At 62.1% G+C, this 18727-nt stretch carries 12 protein-coding genes; 4 read left to right on the plus strand and 8 right to left on the minus strand.

Annotation, left to right across the window (positions count from 1 at the left end):
* The first annotated feature begins 239 nt into the window (after positions 1 to 239).
* Together qatD and ACT3TS_RS16225 are read left to right on the plus strand one after the other, a co-directional pair.
* A complete protein-coding gene (gene qatD / locus ACT3TS_RS16220; RefSeq protein WP_444532559.1) occupies positions 240 to 983 on the plus strand; it encodes a Qat anti-phage system TatD family nuclease QatD in 744 nt (247 codons plus the stop codon).
* Between the two features lie 473 nt (positions 984 to 1456).
* On the plus strand, positions 1457 to 3106 hold the full coding sequence (locus ACT3TS_RS16225; protein ID WP_444532560.1) for an RNA-binding domain-containing protein: 1650 nt from the start codon (positions 1457 to 1459) through the stop codon (positions 3104 to 3106).
* Between the two features lie 1673 nt (positions 3107 to 4779).
* Here the strand turns inward: ACT3TS_RS16225 and ACT3TS_RS16230 are convergent.
* The 5 genes from ACT3TS_RS16230 to ACT3TS_RS16250 are packed head-to-tail and all read right to left on the minus strand — an operon-like array spanning position 4780 to position 10984.
* The gene (locus ACT3TS_RS16230; RefSeq protein ID WP_444532561.1) at positions 4780 to 6456 is read right to left on the minus strand and encodes an amino acid ABC transporter ATP-binding/permease protein; all 1677 of its coding nucleotides are present in this window, start codon (positions 6454 to 6456) and stop codon (positions 4780 to 4782) included.
* Positions 6453 to 8168: an ATP-binding cassette domain-containing protein gene (locus ACT3TS_RS16235; protein WP_444532562.1), complete on the minus strand. Its 1716-nt coding sequence runs from the start codon at positions 8166 to 8168 to the stop codon at positions 6453 to 6455. Before ACT3TS_RS16235 ends, ACT3TS_RS16230 begins: the two co-directional genes overlap by 4 nt.
* Positions 8155 to 9156 carry an ABC transporter substrate-binding protein gene (locus ACT3TS_RS16240; protein ID WP_444532563.1) on the minus strand — a complete coding sequence of 334 codons (1002 nt, stop codon included), beginning with the start codon at positions 9154 to 9156 and terminating at the stop codon, positions 8155 to 8157. Before ACT3TS_RS16240 ends, ACT3TS_RS16235 begins: the two co-directional genes overlap by 14 nt.
* 41 nt (positions 9157 to 9197) lie before the next feature.
* Entirely contained in the window at positions 9198 to 10004 is an 807-nt protein-coding gene (locus ACT3TS_RS16245; RefSeq protein ID WP_444532564.1) for an ABC transporter ATP-binding protein, read from the minus strand.
* On the minus strand, positions 10001 to 10984 hold the full coding sequence (locus ACT3TS_RS16250) for a FecCD family ABC transporter permease (protein ID WP_444532584.1): 984 nt from the start codon (positions 10982 to 10984) through the stop codon (positions 10001 to 10003). Before ACT3TS_RS16250 ends, ACT3TS_RS16245 begins: the two co-directional genes overlap by 4 nt.
* Before the next feature lie 602 nt (positions 10985 to 11586).
* Here ACT3TS_RS16250 and ACT3TS_RS16255 point away from each other — a divergent pair.
* Entirely contained in the window at positions 11587 to 12282 is a 696-nt protein-coding gene (locus tag ACT3TS_RS16255; protein ID WP_444532565.1) for a helix-turn-helix domain-containing protein, read from the plus strand.
* A complete protein-coding gene (locus tag ACT3TS_RS16260; protein WP_444532566.1) occupies positions 12279 to 13181 on the plus strand; it encodes a hypothetical protein in 903 nt (300 codons plus the stop codon). Before ACT3TS_RS16255 ends, ACT3TS_RS16260 begins: the two co-directional genes overlap by 4 nt.
* Positions 13182 to 14289: 1108 nt before the next feature.
* On the opposite strand, the gene ACT3TS_RS16265 is transcribed toward ACT3TS_RS16260, so the two are convergent.
* From ACT3TS_RS16265 to ACT3TS_RS16275, 3 genes are all read right to left on the minus strand, one after another.
* Entirely contained in the window at positions 14290 to 16116 is a 1827-nt protein-coding gene (locus ACT3TS_RS16265) for an ABC transporter ATP-binding protein (RefSeq protein WP_444532567.1), read from the minus strand.
* A complete protein-coding gene (locus ACT3TS_RS16270; protein ID WP_444532568.1) occupies positions 16106 to 17842 on the minus strand; it encodes an ABC transporter transmembrane domain-containing protein in 1737 nt (578 codons plus the stop codon). Before ACT3TS_RS16270 ends, ACT3TS_RS16265 begins: the two co-directional genes overlap by 11 nt.
* A 96-nt stretch (positions 17843 to 17938) precedes the next feature.
* Positions 17939 to 18727, minus strand: a complete 789-nt coding sequence (locus ACT3TS_RS16275) for a siderophore-interacting protein (protein ID WP_444532569.1) — start codon at positions 18725 to 18727, stop codon at positions 17939 to 17941.

Here is an 18727-nt window from a genome sequence, read left to right on the forward strand (position 1 = left end):
CGTAATGACCCTACACCGTATTTCTATGATGATCTGGGCCGATCGGATGAGGATCATTCAGCTTTTGACGATGTGCGCTCTGTCTCTGTGGCGCGCTTAACTGCAGCAGAGGAGGGGTTCGATCGGTGGCTCGGACCGACCCTAAGTTCACCGCACATCACGAATAGGTCAGCGCTACGCAAAATGCTCATTAGAGGATTGGACGAATTGGGTGCACTGCATGAAGCTTACGGAGTGTCATGATTGATTTCCATTGCCATTTGGATCTATACCCAAACCCGAGCGAAGTTGCTGATGAAATACAAGGGAAAGGCATCGGGGTGCTGTCCGTTACGACCACGCCTTCCGCGTGGAAGGGGACGGCGCAATTGGGGGAAGCCCGACCAGCCATAAGGACTGCGCTTGGCTTGCATCCCCAGTTGGCAGGCGAACGCTTTCACGAGTTGAAGATTTTTGATCGCCACTTCGACGAAACCAGATTCATTGGAGAAGTGGGACTTGACGGATCCCCGGAGCTTCGATCATCTTGGGCGCAGCAAACAGATGTATTCAGACACATTCTCAGGGCTTGTAATGAAGCCGGAGACAAGGTCTTGTCGATCCACAGCCGCAGGGCTGCCACCCCTGTACTTGACCTGCTCGACGATGCAGAAAACGTTCATTTTCCGATTCTTCACTGGTTCTCTGGTACCCATGCGGAATTAACCCGCGCGATCGCCCGAGACTGCTGGTTCAGTGTTGGCCCCGCCATGCTTGCGGGCACGAAAGGGAGGGCCCTCATTTCCGAAATTCCTCGAAATCGTATCCTGCTTGAAACCGATGGCCCCGTCGCACAGGTTCGCAGAGTCTCACTGTCGCCTTGGGACATCACGTCTGCATGTAGTGCACTGTCAACGGAATGGGGCCTGGATTACGACCAAACAGCGACAATCATTCGAGGCAACGAAAGCTATCTGCTGGCAGGAAGCCCCGCAAGCGGGTAGTTGCGACAAAGGGAAGATCGATTTTTTGCACTCAAGCGCGAATTGACTGTCGGGTTCTGAGAGCGACTCAAGCATGGCGTTTACGGGGAATGGACCGCTCGAAGACAACGTCGGTTCAAATCCGACAAACCGCACGACAAACGACTGGGAGTTTCCAGCTGACCTGCGGCCTGTTTTGGGGGAGCTGCGGTGGGGGTCACTATGTCAAGTGCTGTTGGATTAGCGGCTAGAACTTGCGGTGCCGATTGTGCGTGGGAAGATTGATGGGCGCGAGACGTTCACAGTGGTTGTTGACGCTTTGGTCGCATGTTTCGTCAGAAGGTTGAGGCCCGACGTCGTCCGGACCATCGAGGCCTGTAGTCCGGTACGAGGAGGGTTCCCTGACAATGCCTTTGCCGCAGCCGCAGGGCCTATGAACGCGGAACAGATTTTCAATGCGTTTCGACCATGGATAAGGAGCCACGAGTAATCTGATGAATGCAACAGATCTGAAGGAACTGCTTGATTCTCTCCTCACCGCTGGTGAGAGCGAGGTCGTGGAGTTCAAGCGGGCGGGCGGCAACTACGACACTGACAAGATAGGCGCGTACTTCTCCGCCCTTGCGAACGAGGCTAATCTGCGCGGTGTTGACGCAGCCTGGTTGGTGTTCGGTGTCGACGACAAGACCCGCAAGGTCGTAGGTACCGATTACAGGGAAGATCCCGCGCGCCTTGACAGTCTGAAGCTTCAGATCAACCAGAATACAGACCCGCGAGTCTCGTTTCGCCAGATCCATGTGCTCAATCACGTCGGTGGGCGAGTGGTCCTCTTTGAAATTCCGCCGGCTCCACGTGGCTTCCCGATTGCGTGGAAGGGCGATTACAGGGCCCGGGCGGGGGAGAGCTTGACACCTTTGGGGCTGGCCAAGCAGGACGAGATTCGCAACCAAGCGATGGCTACTGACTGGACCGCAGAGGTTGTCCCTGGCGCCACGATGGATCATTTGGATCCTGCTGCTCTGGCGCGGGCCCGACAGGGGTTCGCGGAGCGGAATCCGAGGTTGGCAGATCAGATCGTCGGCTGGGACGATGACACCTTCCTTGCCAAGGCTCGGCTCACTCTCGACGGGCATATCACGCGAGCCACGTTGTTGCTTCTCGGACGCCATGATGCGGCACATCTACTCAGCCCCCACATGGCGGAACTGACCTGGAAACTTACTGGTGAAGAATCGGCGTACGAGCATTTCACAACGCCGTTCTTGCTGACCGGGACACTGTTGCTCCAGCGGATCCGTAACTTACAGATCCGCTTCAACCCGCCGAATGAGTTGATTTACCGCGAGATCGAGAAATACAACGAGTCGGGGCTGCACGAGGCGCTGTATAACTGCATTGCGCACCAAGACTACCGACAGCATTCCCGGGTGATTGTCACCGAATACGTAGACCGGGTCGAATTTATCAGTGTCGGTGAGTTCTACGACCAAACCCCGGAAGCCTACATGCTCAGCGAGAGGGTGCCGCGCCGCTACCGCAACCCATTTCTCGTGGCCGCCATGACAGAGCTGAACCTCATTGACCATATGGGCAACGGCATCCATCGCATTGTTGACCAACAGCGCAAGCGCTTCCTCCCGCTACCCGATTATGATCTAGGCGTGCCTGGCGAGGTCAAGCTGACGGTCTACGGCGCTGCTATTGACGAGGCGTATTCCAAACTTCTCATGGCCCGTGAAGACCTGCCACTGGAAGATGTGCTCGCGCTTGACCGGGTTCAAAAGCACTTACCCATTAGCACCGAAGCTGCGGCCCGGTTACGGAAGGCTCAGCTCATTGAAGGCCGTAAGCCACACTTTCGAGTTGCCGCCGCGGTGGCAGACGCTGCCGGAACCCGCGCGGAATACATCCGCACTCGCGGTCAAGATGACACGTTCTACATCAAGCAGGTCCGAGACTATTTGGAGAAATTCGGAGCCGCGAGCCGTGCCGACATAGACGGGCTGTTGCTGTCGCAACTGAGTGCGATCCTGGATGACCGGCAGAAGCGTAACAAAGTCGGAAACTTGCTGGGCAAGATGCGTGATAACGGAACGATCCGCAACGATGGAACACGCGGCCGGCCGAGATGGGTGCTCTCGTAAAAGTCCACAGAATCTCGACATTTATCCAAGGATTTACGAAAGGCATCCCAAGTTGCCCGGCGCACGTCCGGTTCTCCGCGCGGTATTCACGGTAATCACGGTTTTCGTTTGCATTGTCGATCCAACTAAAACTACGAAAGAAAGTACGCCGTTGGATACGGAGTTAATTCAAGGTTCAGCGTTGCCAGACCGATGCCGTTGATGCGGTCGGGGACGTCGTCCCTGGTCAGTCTCTGAGATGGCATGTCGTACCAAAACGACCGACGGCGCTTTGACGGGACATGGATAACGCCATGGATACAACCGACTCATTAGAAACGCATTAAATTGGGCGACAAGTGCCGACTCTTCAGTATCATGCATTGTCATGCGCTTGCCGCAACAATGAAGGCCAAGAGAAGACTTTGGTATGTCAAGATTGCGGATCGCGTCGACAGCGGGGGTCATGGGTTCGAATCCCATAGGAGGCCCATTGGTGGTCGGTAGTTGTCGGCACTGCTCAAAGATCCTGGAATTGCGGGGATATTTGGCGATTGCCGGGTGTGCTTCAAGGCGATGGGCATCTTAGAACGAAACCCTCGTCGGTCCGAATCCCTGAGTTGCACGGCCTTCGCAAGCGGCCGGCGGGCATCCAAGATGCGCGGAATAACAGGGAATTGGGCGGTGCAGGTCGCTGCTCAATGCCAGCGGTGTCCTTCCGGACGGCGCCCAGACGGTTGTCCCCTTCGAACACAACGGTCGTAGGTTCGAAGGTGCAGTTTGCGGTGGGGTAGGTGCCGCTGACCTGCGGCTTTGCTTCGGGGGAGAGGCCTCGAGATGCGCCATTTCAATCGAAATCATTAGAAACTCATTAAATTGATCTCCGACCCTCAGCGACCCGCTCCGGGTTCGACCCTTCAAGGGCGTCCTCTTAGGGGTGTCCTGAAACTGTGGGTCGTGGCTTTTTGGTAGACGCGCAGATCAGTATCGCGTTAGCCGCGCCGTGGAGTTCCACTGCCGGTCCGACATGTCGTGTGAATGGTTGTGTGTGGCTCAAGCGCGCCAAAATTCCTGCTTCGCCCAGTGCGTGGGGACATCCAGAGTAGTAGCCGTGAATCCGGGCCGTTCAGGTAAGTTGTGGATGATGTCGACGACTCTTTGCGGCCATTGGGCATCCGTGTCGATGGATTGCAGTAAGTACGACATGTTGCTAGTGCGTTGTAGAGCTCGAACACGGCTTTTGCGCTGGTCTCGGTCACGGGCCAGCGTCGAGACTCGACGTCGTGTTCAAGAGAAACATCAACAGCATTCATGGAGCTGATTCCCACGGTATTGTGAGGTGGTTCCATGGAACCAATGCCGGATCGATCCAACACAAACCACATAAAACCGGTCAACCCTTCCGGCCTCCGGCACAACCCCAAGGAATCATGCGTGAAACACCGTCGGCAGCGGGGCCGGCACCTAGGCTTCCTGTTATCACCAAAATCAGGAACCAGCCTCTCACTGAACCGGATCGGTGGACCAAGGATCAGGCCGGGAATTGTGTGGGCAGTCTGATGGCATCCGGCGCGACAAGGTTGAAAAGCCGTTCCGCACGGACAATTCAAGAGCGAACCCCGAGCGTGTGCGGCGGCGGTGTGAACCCGGCGCATCCCCGGCGCCGGACACGCTGGCGGAGAGGGCTGCAGCGCCTATACCGACGGGTTCGCTGCTGGCCTGCCTCCCTGCAACGCAACCGACTCAACGCCGGCACCGATGGCGTCGCTGCGGTGGGCGATTGTCATGACCGTGCAATCTGAACGTTCAAGGGTGGCCCGGCGAATGGCATCCTGCGTCACTGGATCTTGATGCGAGGTGGCTTCATCCATAATCAGCACCGCAGGATTTCTGGCAAGAGCCCGCGCCAGCGCCAGCCGCTGGCGCTGTCCGCCAGACAGACGCTCGCCGTTTGCTCCAATCTCAGTGTCGAGTTCGCCCGGCAGCGAGCGGACATATTCGGCCAGTGACGCCTGCTCCAGGGCCAGCCAGGCGTCCGCTGGCGTAAGGTCCTCGTTCCCCAGCCGAAGGTTTTCCAACACACTGCCCGAGAGCAGCACCGCACCCTGTTCAACCACTGTTACGGCCCGGCGCAGCTCAGCCAGGGGGATTGTTCGAATGTTCACCCCGCTCAGGACGACACGGCCGGCATCTGGGTCGAGCTCCCTCACCAGCAGCCGCGCCAGCGTGGATTTTCCGGCTCCGCTGCGCCCCGTGACGGCCAGGTGGGTGCCCGCCGGAATCTCAAGATTCAAACCCGCAAAGACGGTTGCGTCCATGCCGGGATAACGCACAGTGACATCCTCGACGCTCACCTGCCTGCCGCCCGGGCACCCGCTGTCAGGGAAGGAGGAATCGCCGTCGTCCGTCACAGCCGGTGGGCGTGAAAGCAGCGCAAGGTAGCGCCGCCCGGCGGCTAATGCCAGCGGCAGGCTGTGGGCCAGGGCTTCGATGGAGGACAAGGTGGGTGCGGTGGCCAGTACGACGGCGGCCGCCGCAAGCATGGCGGGAAGCGGGGCCGCGCCGGCGGCGGCCAATCCCAGCAGCGCCGTTGCCGCCAGCCACGGCCACGCGAAGCCGGATGCGGAGCGAAATCCTAGGGCATTTCCGCCGCGGCGAAGATGGTTGGCAATGCCGTCCTCGAGCGCCAGGAGTTGGGCCATGCGCTGAGGCTCTGCCCCGAAGGAACGGATCTCGGCGAGGCCGGCCACATCCTCCGCCACATGCTGGGCAAGAGAAGCCCGCAGCTCAAGCACCTTGCGGGCGGACACCGCAGCACCGCGGGAGCCGAGCAACGGCACGACGGCCCCGCCAATCACGAAACTGAGCGCGGCAAGCAGCGCCGGGAGCGGCCCCGCCAACACCCAAATGGCGGCCGCGGACGCGCAGGGGATCACCACGGCCGTGATGGCCGGGACAACGGTGTGGGCGAAAAAGACCTCAATCCGGTCGATGTCCCGGGTGGCAACTGACATCAGCCGTCCGCTGCCCTCCGCCGACACCACGCCCGGAGCCTGCGGGATCAGGGCATCGTAAAAATCCAGGCGCATCTGCGCCAACAAGGTGAACGCGGCGTGGTGGCCGGTGTATTGCTCAGCGTATCGGAGCGCGGCCTTGAGCATGGCGAGCACCACCAGCCCTGCGGCGAGCCGGGGGATGTCCAGCGCAGCCGCGCCATGACTCGCCGCCTGGCCGATGGCCCACACCGGCACTGCGAGCAGGGCAATGGCGGCCGCGGTCCCGATAATTCTGGCCAGCAGGGACAGTGCCAGCCAGCCGCGCGCGCCGTTTGCGATGGCGGCCAGTTGCCGTATGAGGACATGCGTTTTCATGGTTGCGGCTCCATCTGTCGGGTCTTTTTTGTTGCATTGGTGCTAATTCGGCCGGCGTTTACGCGGAGGACCACGTCGGCAATGGCTGTTTCCTCGAGACGGTGAGTCACAAAGAGCACCGTGGCAGTTGCCGATGCCGCCGCCATGCTCTGCAAAACCAGCGATGCCGATTCCGGATCGAGGTTGGCTGTGGGCTCGTCCATCACCAAAACCGGCTTCCGTCCCAGCAACGCCCGGGCAATGCTCAAACGCTGCGCCTGCCCGCCAGAGAGTGCGGCCCCGAGCCCGGTGACGGCCGTTTCCAGGCCGCGGCCCTCGGCACGCAATTCGGCGCCGAGACCAACCCGGTCCAGTGCCGCCCACAACTGTGCATCTGTAGCGTGCGGCGCGCCGAGGCGCAGATTTGTGGCCAGGGTTCCTGTGAACAGCACCGTGTGTTGCGGAACAAAAGCAACGGAAGCCCGACGGCGGGAGGCTGCGGAGGCTTCGCCGTCGAACGTGATCGTCCCTTGCGTCTCGCTGAGCAGGCCGGCCAGACAGAGGGCCAGAGAGGTTTTCCCTGAGCCGCTGGGACCGACAAAGCCGGTAATGGTGCTGGGGGCCGCTGCAAAGCTGGCGCCGTGCATCACCTCGCCGTCTCCGCGCCTTATGGTGATTTGGTGGACGGAAATGCCGACCGGGCGCCTGCTTGGCTCACCCGAGGTGGAAGCTGACTCGGTGAGGGCAGTGGCGCCGTCATGATTGTCTTTCAGGACAGCCTTGTCTTTCAGGACCGCGGCAACACGGTCGGCACTCGCCCGCCCGGCCATGCCTATGTAAAAGGACCTCCCCAGCTGATCAACGGGTTCCAGCAGCAGACGGGCCAGCAGGATCAAGGCGAAGGCCGTGCCGGGGGAGAGTCTGCCAGCGCCCAGCAATGCGACTGCCAAGACGCCGGAAGCTGCCGTGACGGCCAAGCCAAAGGCGCCGTCGGTCACGAGCAGCACCACCTGATTTCGGCGCAGCAGCCGCATGATCTCGTGCCGGACCTGTTCGGTCAGCCGCGCCAGGCGCACCCGGCGTTGGACGCCCGCCCCCAGCATGGCAATGGTGCCGAGCGCGCGGACCGACTCAAGATACTCCGTGGCGAGTTCGGCAGAAGCCCGCCGGTGGGCGGCGTTCGAGGCCCGGAAACGGGACATGAAATAGCCCAAAAGTGGCGGCGCTGCAGCAATGCACACCGCAAGGACGAGCGCAGCAAACCAGCCCACGCTGATTCCTATCAGGGCCAGGGTCAGCACCGGCACGAGCATGGCGGACACGAAGGGGCCCAGAAACGTGGACCGGTAGCTGGCAATACGTTCCACGTCATCGCCCAGCCGGCCCACCACCCGGCCCGGCGGCTCTCCATGATCCAACGGGCTAGTCAGGAGCTGTGTGGCCAGGGCATTGCGCCATCGGGGTTCCTCGGCGCCTTGTTGATGGGCGGGCAGGGCAGCCGCGACGCCAGCACCGGCCGCCGCCGCCATGGCACTGGCAGCGGCCGCCAGCAATTGCGGCGTTGCGTCCTGTCCGCCAAGCATCCCGTCGGCGGCCCCGGCCAACGCCAAGATTGCTGTGGCCGTGAACAACGTGCGTAGCAATGTGGCGGCTACGACCGCCCAACCTCGCGGCGGGGTATCCGCCGCGAGGCCGGCTGCGTCCAGCCACCAGCGCTGTTTAGCCCTTTGCATCGGGGTTCAGGATCGCTGCAATGGAGCTCAATCCCTCAACCAGGTGGGTTCCGGCCGTGCCCGAGGCCATGGCGGCACTGACGATGGCCACCCGGTCGTTGGCAATGGCGGGCGTGTTTACCAGGACCTCCTGGCTCAACAGTTCCTTGAACGGTGCCATGCCGGCGCCCTGGAAGTCCTCGACCAAAATGACATCCGGATTGGCCTTGATGATGCGTTCGGCATCAACGGCCGTGGCGGCCTGCGCGGCTCCGACAACGGTTCCTCCAGCCTGGGTGACTAGGGTGGACATCGCCGAGGACTTCGCCTGAATGAACTTCTTGCCGCCGCGCTGCATCAGCAGAAGCACCGTGGGACTGTCCTGGTTTTTGGCAAGTGACGCCAATACTTTGTCGCGATCTTGGGCCATCTTGCCGGTGATGCTTGCCGCCTTGTCCTCGGCTCCGAGGGCGGTGCCGAGGGTGGTGAGTGCGGACATGACATTCTCCACGTTTTCAAAGTCCGCGGACTCAAAGACCAGCGACGGCACCCCGGAAGCCGACAGGATCGCGGCGGCGTCTTTCTCTCCCTCGTGCCGGCTGGTCATGAGCACCAGATCCGGGTTGAGGGCCAGAATCTGTTCAGGATCCGGGGTCACACCCGAGGGCAGGGTCGTCTTCACTTGGACAGCTTCCTCAAGCTGGTTTCCTGCGCCCGTTGTGGTGCTGCCGTTGCTGACGGCAGCAACGCGACCATGGCCCACAAGTTCCAGGGCCATGTCGCCGGTTTCGGTGGACAGGGCCACGATACGGGCGGGTGCCGCAGCGATTTTCACTTCCTCGCCGGCATGCGTGATGGTGCGCGGCCAGGTGGCGGCGGTAGTTGTTATCGCGGCGGTGTCACTTGGTGCCGCGGTGGGTGGTGCCGTTGCTGGTGCGCTGCACCCAGCCAGTGCGGCAGCGAGAATTGCCGCAACGGCCAGCAGGCTTTTGGACTTGTTAGTGGGCATGGATGTGCTCCTTGGTTGTTATGGGGTGGGTAAATCTGGGACTAGTGGGCTGCCGTAAGCAGCGGCGCCAGCAGTGTCACCGAGGGTGCTCCCGTGTGCGGATCGGTGTTCACAACTGCTTCGACGCCGTACACCTCGGCGAGGATTTTCGGCGTGAGCACTTCCTCCGGGCGACCGCTGGCATGGATTCGGCCATGGGCCAGAACGCTGAGCCGGTGGCACAGGCGCCCGGCCAAGGTCAGGTCGTGCATCACGATCGCCACGCCCACGGAATCCGCGGCACAGGCGCGTAAGACCTGCAGAACCTCCAGTTGATGCCGTGGATCGAGCGCCGAAAGCGGCTCATCCAGCAGCAGGAAAGAGGCTTCTTGTGCCAGTGCCTTGGCGATGGCGACCAACTGCCTCTGACCTCCCGACAAGCTCTGGAGCTGACGCCGCGCCAGATGCGTCACGCCGGTGCGGTCCAGGGCCTGAGCAATCGCGCCCCGGTCCGATCCGGTCAATGGGCTAAAACGGGTCCGGTGGGCATAACGCCCCAAGGCCACGAAGGATTCGACGGTGTATTCACTCTCGGAATCCAGGCCCTGCGGAACGTGCGCCCGCAGATGGGCTTTTTCCCTGGCATTCAGGGCGGCGAGGGGGTGGCCTGCCACGCGGACGGCGCCGGACGTGGCGGGGTGCATTGCCCCGAGTGCGGACAAAAGTGTTGATTTGCCTGCCCCGTTTGGCCCGATGATGCCGTGGATGGTACCGGGTGCCAGGTTAAGATCGACGCCGGAAAACACCGCGACGCTCTGATGCCCGGCGGTGAGGTTTTCGGCCTCCAGGTGGGCGGCTGTGGTGGTCATCCCTGACCTGCCTTTTTCCGAAGGACCAACAGTAGCAATACTGGGGCGCCGACGAATGCGGTGACGGTTCCGGTTTGCAAGGTGATCGGGTAGAACAACATCCGCGCCAGGAGGTCCGCCAGAACCAGGAAGATGGCACCGACCACCGCCGAGAGTACCAGCAGGCGCCCATGCTGTGGGCCAAAGACCAGCCGCACCAGATGCGGAACCACCAGCCCCACGAAGGAGATGACGCCTGTGACGCTGACCGCCGTCGCCGTAATGAGAGCCGCAGCACCGAGCGCGATTTGCCGCGTCAGGACAACATTCACACCGGTGCTTGCGGCTTGCGTTTCAGAGATGCTGAACAGGTCAAGGGCTCCCGCCGTGGCAAAGAGGACCAGTATTCCCAGCGGAATTCCGAGCGCCGCGATGGAAACATCGCTCCACGTGCTCGCGGTGAGATCGCCGTTGAGCCAGAACATGACACGCTGCACGTCGCCGGCCTCCGGTGCATTGGCCAGCACTGCGGCAACCACCGCGCCCAGGAGAGCGTTGACGGCGATGCCCACGAGAATAATGGTGGAGGTCCGGCCCCGGCTTGCACCGCTCACAACATGCACGACGGCGGTTGCGGCCAGTGCGCCGATAAAGGCGCTTAGTGGCAGTGTCCACCACGCCAAGGCGCTCAGGCCCGAGACGATTGCAACCACGGCAGCGGCGGCAGCCCCGCTGGATACACCGGTGATACCGGGTTCGGCCAGCGGGTTCCGGAACAATGCCTGCATCACGGCGCCGGCAACAGCAAGGGCTGCGCCGACCAGTGCGGCTAGCAGAACCCGCGGAAGCCGGATGGTGGTCACCAGCAAATTGGCGGTGTTGCCGTCCCCGGACTGCCCCAGAAGTGGTGCAATCAGTGCACCCGCGACCTCTCGAGGTTGCAACTGCACTGGGCCGGTCGCCACGGCAAACACCAGCGTTACACCAAGAACCCCCAGCATGAGGATTGGAAGGGTGGCGGAGCGCACGCGCAAGGACGCGATCGGTGGAGGTGTCAGTGGTGACCTCGCGTCTAAAGGTTTATTGCACATGATTCTCATTATACATAAGAGTTGCCTGTGCTCGTGTTTTCGTGGTGCATGCCGGCAGGTGGACCGGCTGCCATGGTCCGCAGGTGCGTTTTGAAGATCGGGCTATGTCGATGCGATGCTGCGACGAGACTCTCCAAAGTGCTCGCGCAATGGGGTCCGTGCCTCATTTGAGAATTCTCACGAAATCTCTGGTTCATGTTCGGGTGCTTTGGTGTGCTGGAGAGATGTATGGATTGATATTGTCTGCGCGCAGAGAAACTACGAAGACGACCAAGGGTCAGATCCTGGACCGGCTGGTGGCCGAGGCGGGTTGGTCTCGGGCGAACGCCCGCCGCCGGCTCGGCAAGGTCTTCAAGCGGCGGGGCCCGGCCCGTGCGGTGGCACGCAATCCGAGGCGACGAGAATCAACTAAAGTGCTCGTGAAATGAGGCATCTACGGTATTGCACGAGGGCTCTAGGTGAGCCTGGTTGATCCCTTGCATATATGCAAGGCTGACCGTAGGCTTGGTTGTATGGTTACTCCCACGGCGGCGTCTATCGTTAGTCGAATGCGCGTCAAGCGGCAGCTCAGTAAGACGGCGTTTGCTGAGCTTATTGGCCTGCCTGCTTCAACGATTACCAGGATTGAGTCGGGGTTGGTTGAGCCGACGTATGCGATGTTGCAGCGGATCGCTTTAGGGGCTGGTTTTCAGCTGACGGAATCTCTGTCTGATTCGGGTAGCGACTTGCCTTTTGCGGTGGCCTTGGATCGTATCCAAAATGCCACGGGTGCAGAGCGGCGGCGGCTTCTTGGGAAACTGGCTCAGACTGCGAATCTGGCTCCTGTTGTAAAGAGGCCAGGTGTGCGCATCTTCGCCCTTGATTCTTCCCTCACAGAGTTCATCCGGCGGCTTGAAGGGCAGGGGGCGAATCCTGTTGTTTCGTCATTGGAGGCTGTCTCAGGTGACGTTACCCAGACCAGTTCCTTCACTCCCGTCGTGTATGTCGATAATCCTGAAAAGCTAATGGATTTGCCGCCAATGTCGCCTTCTGCGAAGGCAAGTGTTGTGGTCTTGCCGTCGACGGAGAGCGCGCGCCGATTCATGCGCAAGGTGGAAGGGACAGCCATGTTGAGTGCGGAGTGGGGGATGCTTGACGCTCTAGCTTCTCCGGGGCGCCAGGCCGATGTTGCGCTCAGCTTCCTGCCAGCGTTTGCCCAAGCAGCATGAACAATGATCCAGGGATTCCTCGCCAGCCGCGCATGGAAGATGCCCGGTATGGGGCTGAACGCTCGAGACGGCTGCTGATCACGACCATTATTGCGTTGGGTCCGTATGCAGAGGCCCTAACCATTGCCGGTGCCCATGCGGTTCATGTTTGGGTCCAAAAGAAGTGGGGACCCATTGACATGGAATCGACACGAGACGGCGATCTTGTCATCGATCCGGTCTTTGTCGCGGAAGACCCCAAAATACTAGACCTCATGGCTTCAATTGGCTTGGAGCCTGCACGCGAGGAACGTCCAGGGATCTACGGGTATGCCAGCGAACGGGGACTGCCGTGGGAACAACGCACCACCGTGGATCTCCTGGTGCCCGAAGGATATGCCGGCAAGAAGGGCCGAACAGCAAGGATTGCAGGACAGGACAAGGCCACGACCCGGGCTTACGGGTTGGAATTGGCAGTCCATGACCGTGTCTTCACGGAAATATCCACGATTGACGCAGAGCCCACAATTTCCGCCAAAGCCTATGTGGCAGGTCCCGCGGCGCTTCTGATTGCCAAGGCCCATAAAGTCCACGAACGGCTGGCTGAGGTGGATCGGCGTCCAGACAGGCTGCGACCGAAGGACTCCGGCGATATCGCCCTGCTGATGATGGTCACTGACGGCGTTGAAGTTGCCGAGACTATGATGTTCCATGCACGGGCACACGCCGAGATCCGCAACGTTGTCAACGAGGGAGCGAGTCACCTCATTGAAATGTACTCCGCACAGAACGCCACTCTTGTTCGTGAGCATATGGTCGACAGCTTGGCCACACGCTTTCAAGAGCAGGATTTACTCGCGGACGTGGACACTTGGCTGGCCGCATTCTCCGTCAAATTCCAAATGATCGAAAGTAGCTAGGCAGGCCAGACTTGTGCGCGCCTGTCTCTGCCGTAGGCGCTTCAGGGCGAACCTGGCCAGGCGTGTCCAAGACACTGACTGGACGCATGTGATGCTGAAGCCGTCGACTGGCCTGCATGGGATCTCGCTCAGAAGTCAACGATGCGGCATCGAATATTTTGGGATGGTTATGCATTGGCCTGAATCTGGGGGTGAATGTAACCGACTCATTAGAAACCCATTAAATTGGGCGACAATTGTCGCCTCTTCAGTACCATCCATTGTTGCGCGCCTTTCGCACCAACAAAGGCCAGGAATGACTTTTGACATGTCGAATTGGACGATAGAGGCGACAGCGGGGGTCATGGGTTCGAATCCCATAGGAGGCCCATTGGTGGTCGGTAGTTGCCAACAGCCCGCAATGATGGGGGTTTTGGCCGCGAAATGGACAGTTTTCAGGCGTATGGACTGCATAGAATGCAATGGTCATCGGTTCGAAATCGACAGGGGATCTCGGGCCGAAAAGCCCGGATTTACGGGGTTTTTCGTAGTGGCGGGGACGGTTTCCGCCTCGTCATTTCGCGTTTAAATGGCTTTGGTGTTCGAACGCAACGGTCGTCGGTTGGAATCCTACATTGGGTCGGGGTGGTGCCGCTGACCTGCGGTTTTACTTTGAGGTAGTGGCCACCGAAGGTGCCGTTCCGACCTAGCTCATTAAAAACTCATTAATTTGACTCTCATTCCGCCTCGGACTCGGCTCTGCAATGGCCGTCTTTACCGCGGGTTCGGATACGCAAGTCGTGGCTTCCTGGTTGCCGATCATATAAGCGTATCGTGAAGCCGGAATGGTACATGCGGCTATGAATGTGTTGAGGTTTTCGACAAGCCGTTCAAAAGAGTGCATCCACCAATTCGCCAGTGAAGCTTTCTGACCCAGATGCGTCTGTGCACGTCTCGTCTGTGAACAGAAACAGAATCTCGACCGGGGGCTGCCGCCCCTTGAGCCCCTATAAACCAACTATGTCCGTTATAACCAGAAGCCAGTTGCCAACGGGACCAACGATGCAGCAGAAAGAACCGTGGCTCGGCGTGGTGGTCGGTAGTTCTGGCTCCCTGATGCTGCCCACAGTTACGATTTAGTGCGATTTCCCGACCAAGCGAGCCAGAGCTTTGCATAAAGCCCATCACGAGCGAGCAACTCCTGATGCGTACCTTCGTCCACAATAGTGCCAGCTTCCATGACCAGGATCCGATCGGCCTGGGCTGCTTGGCTGAGGCGGTGAGCCACACTTATGGCGGTGCGCCCGTGCACGGCACACAGAGCAGCCTGCTCCAGCAGATGTGAAGACCGGGACCCGTCCTCAGCAGTAGCCTCATCCAGCACCAGCACGGGGGCATCGCTGAGCAGTGCACGCACCAGCGCCAAGTGTTGGGCACGGTCGCCGGTCAGCACAAGCCCTCCGCCGCCAACGCACGTCGCAAGACCGTCGGGCAGCGCAGCCACCCAGTCCGCACCGGCGTCGGCCAGCGCCTCGAGCAGCACCGCATCGCTGGCACCGGGTGCCGCGAGCCGCAAATTGTGGCCAATCGTGCCGGAGAAAACGTGGATGTCCTGGCTGATCAGCACGGCGCTGCGGCCCAGTCCAGGGGAGTCCTCGGCGTCGCCGTAGGCCGCCCCGTTCCACGAGACGGTTCCGCCAGTGGGGGCCAGGCTGCCGGCAATGACCCGTGCAAGCGTGGTCTTTCCCGCGCCGCTTGCACCCACCAGTGCGAGGTGCTCGCCCTCGCGGACATGCAAGTCGAGCCCTGACAGGATGTTCTGCCCTGGGAGGTATCCGGCATCAATTCCCGTCAGCACAACCCCGTCCCTCGCGGAATTGCTGCGGGGGAGGGGCGTGTCGTCGCTCTTTGGGAGATGAGCAGCAGGGCTGTCTGCACCCTGCAGCACACCCACCAGGCGCGAGAGTCCGGCGCCGGCCAGCTGCAGATCGTCAACGTTCATCAGAATCACGCCGATGGGGCCGAACAGGCGGTGGAAGAACAGCGCCGCAGCGGTGGCAGCACCCACGCTGACCGAGCCGTTGTCCACCAGCCAGTAGCCCACCGCCAGGATGGAGCACAGCCCTATCAGCTCCGCCACGTTCAAGCGCCCCTGAAACCGCGTCCGGATCACCACCGTCTGCATGACCAGGCCAATGGCCTCCAGTGAGGAACGGGCAATCCGGGCCAGGTGCCGGCTCCCGTGGCCCAGCGCCCGCACGGTGTGAACGCCGGAGGCCGCCTCCAGCAGGTGCTGCCCGCGCTGCGATTCGGCAACTCGGACACTGCGGTACAGCGGACCCGAGGCACGCAGGAAGCTGCGCAGGGCGAAGATGTGGATGGGAGTCCCCAGCAGGGCCGCGATGGCGAACCGCGGATCGATCGCACCCAGCCCCACAATGGTCAGCGAGATGGTGAAAAGCGCCGAGATAAAGGACGGGAGAATGGAGCCGATGGCCTCATTGACCGCTTCCACGTCGTGCGAAACACGCGAGATGAGATCCCCGGAACCTGCCCGTTCAAGATCTTCCGAGGGCTGGGCCAAGGCCGTGGAAAACACCTCCTCGCGCAGCTCCGCCAGGCCATGCTGGCCCAGCTTGGCCATGGCGATGGAGCCCCAGCTGTTCAGCGCCGCTGAGGCAAGGGCCGCGGCCAACAGCACCCCGGCCGCCGGCAGCAACGTCCCGGCAATTTCGCCGCGGCCGGCAATGTCCACCATCGCGCCAAGGACCGCCGGGACCAGGAGACCGGTTGCGGATCCTGCCAGCAGCGTCGCCACCATGAGAGTCAAGAGTCCCTTGCGACGGGAGAATACCCGCAGGGTGTGTTTCCAGGTGGCCCGGCTCCCGGCAATGGGAAGTCCTGCGGCGGCCGTCGCCTTGAGCGGTTCGGCGAGCGTTTCCTGCTTACTGGGCATGCGCTGCACCCACCGTGTTCAAGGCGGTCGGTTCCGCGTCAAGGTCAACCACGGAGTCGCAAATAGCCAGCAGGGCGGCACTGTCCGTGATCAGGAGCAGGGCGCGCCCGCGCAGCCCGCCCAGCGACTCGGCAATCCGCATTTCAGTGACGGAGTCCACGGCAGAAGTGGGCTCATGCAGCACCAGCAGGGGCTGCGGCTGATGCAGCGCCCGGCCTAGCAGCAGGCGCTGGCGTTGGCCGCCGGACAATGTCCGGCCGTGTTCGCCGATGCTCGAATCGAGCCCGTCAGGCAGGTGCCGGAGCACTTCATCCAGCCCGGAGGCGACCAGCAGTGCGGCCTCCACTGAGTCGGTGGCCAGGTTTTCCCGCACGCTGGCTGAGAAGACGGCACCATCATGGTCGGACACGAAGACGTGCCGGGCCACCTCTTCCGGCCCCAAATCAATTGCGTCGTGTCCGTTGAGGGACAGCTCGCCCCGGGCCAGTGGACGCCGGTACGTGAGCATTTCAATGAGCTCACGGGCAGTGGCCGGGGTGGCGCGGACACCCGTGATGCTTCCCGACTTCACATCCACCGCGAAGTGGCTCCCGGACTCCGGCGTGATGCGGAGGCCACGCGCCCCGCCAGCCGCACTGCCGCCGTCGGGCATTCCGCCGGGCAGCACAGTTCTGCCAGATGCCCGCTGGTCGAGATCGTTTTCCTCGGCCAGGAGGCCGGAAAGGCGTCCGGCCACCGCACGCTTTTCACGGATTTCGGCACTGAGAAACGCCAGTGTGGTCATGGGGTCCTTGATGAACTGTGCCAGCCCCACCACCGTCACCAGCTGGCCCACGGTGATGCTGCCGTTGGCGGCCATGGTGGAGGCGAGCCAGGCGATGGCCGCCAGGAAAGCACCCGAGAGCCCCATCGGGACACCCGTGAACAGCGCCTTGGCGCGCGCCATCGACATCGCGGCGTCCAGGGAGGAATGGCTGGCCTGGCGATAACGCGCTGCTGCACCATCCACGGCCCCGATCCCCTTCAACACACGCAACCCGGTGACAAGGTCGGAGGCCACATGTGCCGATTCTGCTGCCGCCGCCTGCTGCGCCACGGCCCGTCGCTCCAGCGGGGTGGTGACCAGGTGCATGAGCAGCATGAAGGCCGCCGTTGCCACGAGCACCGTGGCGCCGAGCTGCCAGGAGACCAGCACCAGCGCGACGGCGGCCGTCATCAGGGCGGCGAACGCACTGAGCTGTTCGGTGACCACCCAGGCCAGGCCCGCAGTGTGGCGGGTGTCCGACGTTGAAAGGCTCAGCAGCCGGCCCGGCCCGCGGCCCGTGCCGCTGTGCAGCGGATCCAGGACCTTGGCGGCCAGTAGCTGCCGCAGCGAATGTTCACCGTGGCTGAAAACGCTAGTGTTCAGGCGGGTGCCGATCCGCCAGCTGGAGGTGAGCACCACGAACAGCAGCGCCGTTCCGGCCAGGCACCAGACCAGGGCAACAGGATTTCCCGGGGCGATGGCCCGGTCCACCGTCACGCCAATCGCCACCGGAACCAGTGCCTCGGTGACCTGGTGGAGCATGCGGCAGGCGGCAGCCACGGCCAGGCGCTTGCCGCGGCCCTCGCCGAACGAGCCGTGGGCCAGCGCCTGGCCGGGTGTGGTGGGAAGTGGGCGTCCGCCCGGGGCCGAGCCGCCGGCCCTGCTCCCGCGTGCAGGGGGCGCGGTGATAGTTGAAACCATGCTTTCAACCCTAGGAATGAAGCTGTCCCGGCAACAAGGGCTGCAGCGGACAACTCGTATCGGGTTCAGGACATTGGTTTGGCAGCGGGGCCAGCCTCAGTCCATGTCGGCCGGGCGGTCGCCGGCCTTGTCCCTGGCCCAGTAGCCGATGGCGTGGTGCCTGTTGCGGGGTGAGCCGAGACGCTGGCGCAGGTCACGGCGGATGGCACGGCTTGCCGAGGCCTCACAGGCCACCCAGGCGTACCATGGCGCATAGGGCTCCGCCAGCTCGGCAACTGCGCCGGGCAAGGCGCTTTCCCCGAGCCCGTTGCCGGTTCCCACCAGCCAGCGGTAGTCCACCTCCGCGGCGGTGGCGAATGGCAGGATGTCCGCCTTTTCAGGGACCTCGGCGATCACCACGGCGCGTACCCCGCTGGGCAGGCCCTCGACGATGCGCCCCAGGCCCGGAAGCCCCGTAAGGTCGGCGGCGAGGATCTGGACCTCGGCGTCGGCTGGAGGCTCGTAGTAGGAGCGGCTCTCTCCCTCGTTGAAAATGCCTATGACATGGCCGGGCTCGGCCCGCTCGGCCCAGCTTGAGGCAATTCCGTGGCCGTGGATGGCGAAGTCAATGTCGAAACGCAGGCCGTCGCTATGCACGGATCGGATGGTGTAGTGGCGCCACGGTGGCTCCTCGCCCGTCCAGCCGGGGCCGTACTCCGGCAGATTGAACGTCTCGAGCTCGGCGGAAGTCTCACCGGGGCGAGGGATGGCGATGTCGACGCGCTCGTCGCCAATGCCGTTGACATGCCAGCGCCAATCACCCACGGCTTCGAGCGTAATGCGGATCATGTGCGGGGACAGGCGGGTCACGTGAACTACTCGTGCCGGTGCGCAGGGGATGGCCAC

The sequence above is a fragment of the Specibacter sp. AOP5-B1-6 genome, from assembly GCF_052376555.1.
GTDB lineage: Bacteria > Actinomycetota > Actinomycetes > Actinomycetales > Micrococcaceae > Specibacter.

Excerpts from the sequence above, each read along its gene's own strand:
- ACT3TS_RS16245 (WP_444532564.1), bottom strand. The coding sequence starts at position 10,004 with ATGACCACCACAGCCGCCCACCTGGAGGCCGAAAACCTCACCGCCGGG.
- ACT3TS_RS16230 (WP_444532561.1), bottom strand. The coding sequence starts at position 6,456 with ATGAAAACGCATGTCCTCATACGGCAACTGGCCGCCATCGCAAACGGC.
- ACT3TS_RS16240 (WP_444532563.1), bottom strand. The coding sequence starts at position 9,156 with ATGCCCACTAACAAGTCCAAAAGCCTGCTGGCCGTTGCGGCAATTCTC.
- ACT3TS_RS16270 (WP_444532568.1), bottom strand. The coding sequence starts at position 17,842 with ATGGTTTCAACTATCACCGCGCCCCCTGCACGCGGGAGCAGGGCCGGC.
- ACT3TS_RS16235 (WP_444532562.1), bottom strand. The coding sequence starts at position 8,168 with ATGCAAAGGGCTAAACAGCGCTGGTGGCTGGACGCAGCCGGCCTCGCG.
- ACT3TS_RS16265 (WP_444532567.1), bottom strand. The coding sequence starts at position 16,116 with ATGCCCAGTAAGCAGGAAACGCTCGCCGAACCGCTCAAGGCGACGGCC.
- qatD (WP_444532559.1), top strand. The coding sequence starts at position 240 with ATGATTGATTTCCATTGCCATTTGGATCTATACCCAAACCCGAGCGAA.
- ACT3TS_RS16225 (WP_444532560.1), top strand. The coding sequence starts at position 1,457 with ATGAATGCAACAGATCTGAAGGAACTGCTTGATTCTCTCCTCACCGCT.
- ACT3TS_RS16250 (WP_444532584.1), bottom strand. The coding sequence starts at position 10,984 with ATGCTGGGGGTTCTTGGTGTAACGCTGGTGTTTGCCGTGGCGACCGGC.
- ACT3TS_RS16260 (WP_444532566.1), top strand. The coding sequence starts at position 12,279 with ATGAACAATGATCCAGGGATTCCTCGCCAGCCGCGCATGGAAGATGCC.
- ACT3TS_RS16255 (WP_444532565.1), top strand. The coding sequence starts at position 11,587 with ATGGTTACTCCCACGGCGGCGTCTATCGTTAGTCGAATGCGCGTCAAG.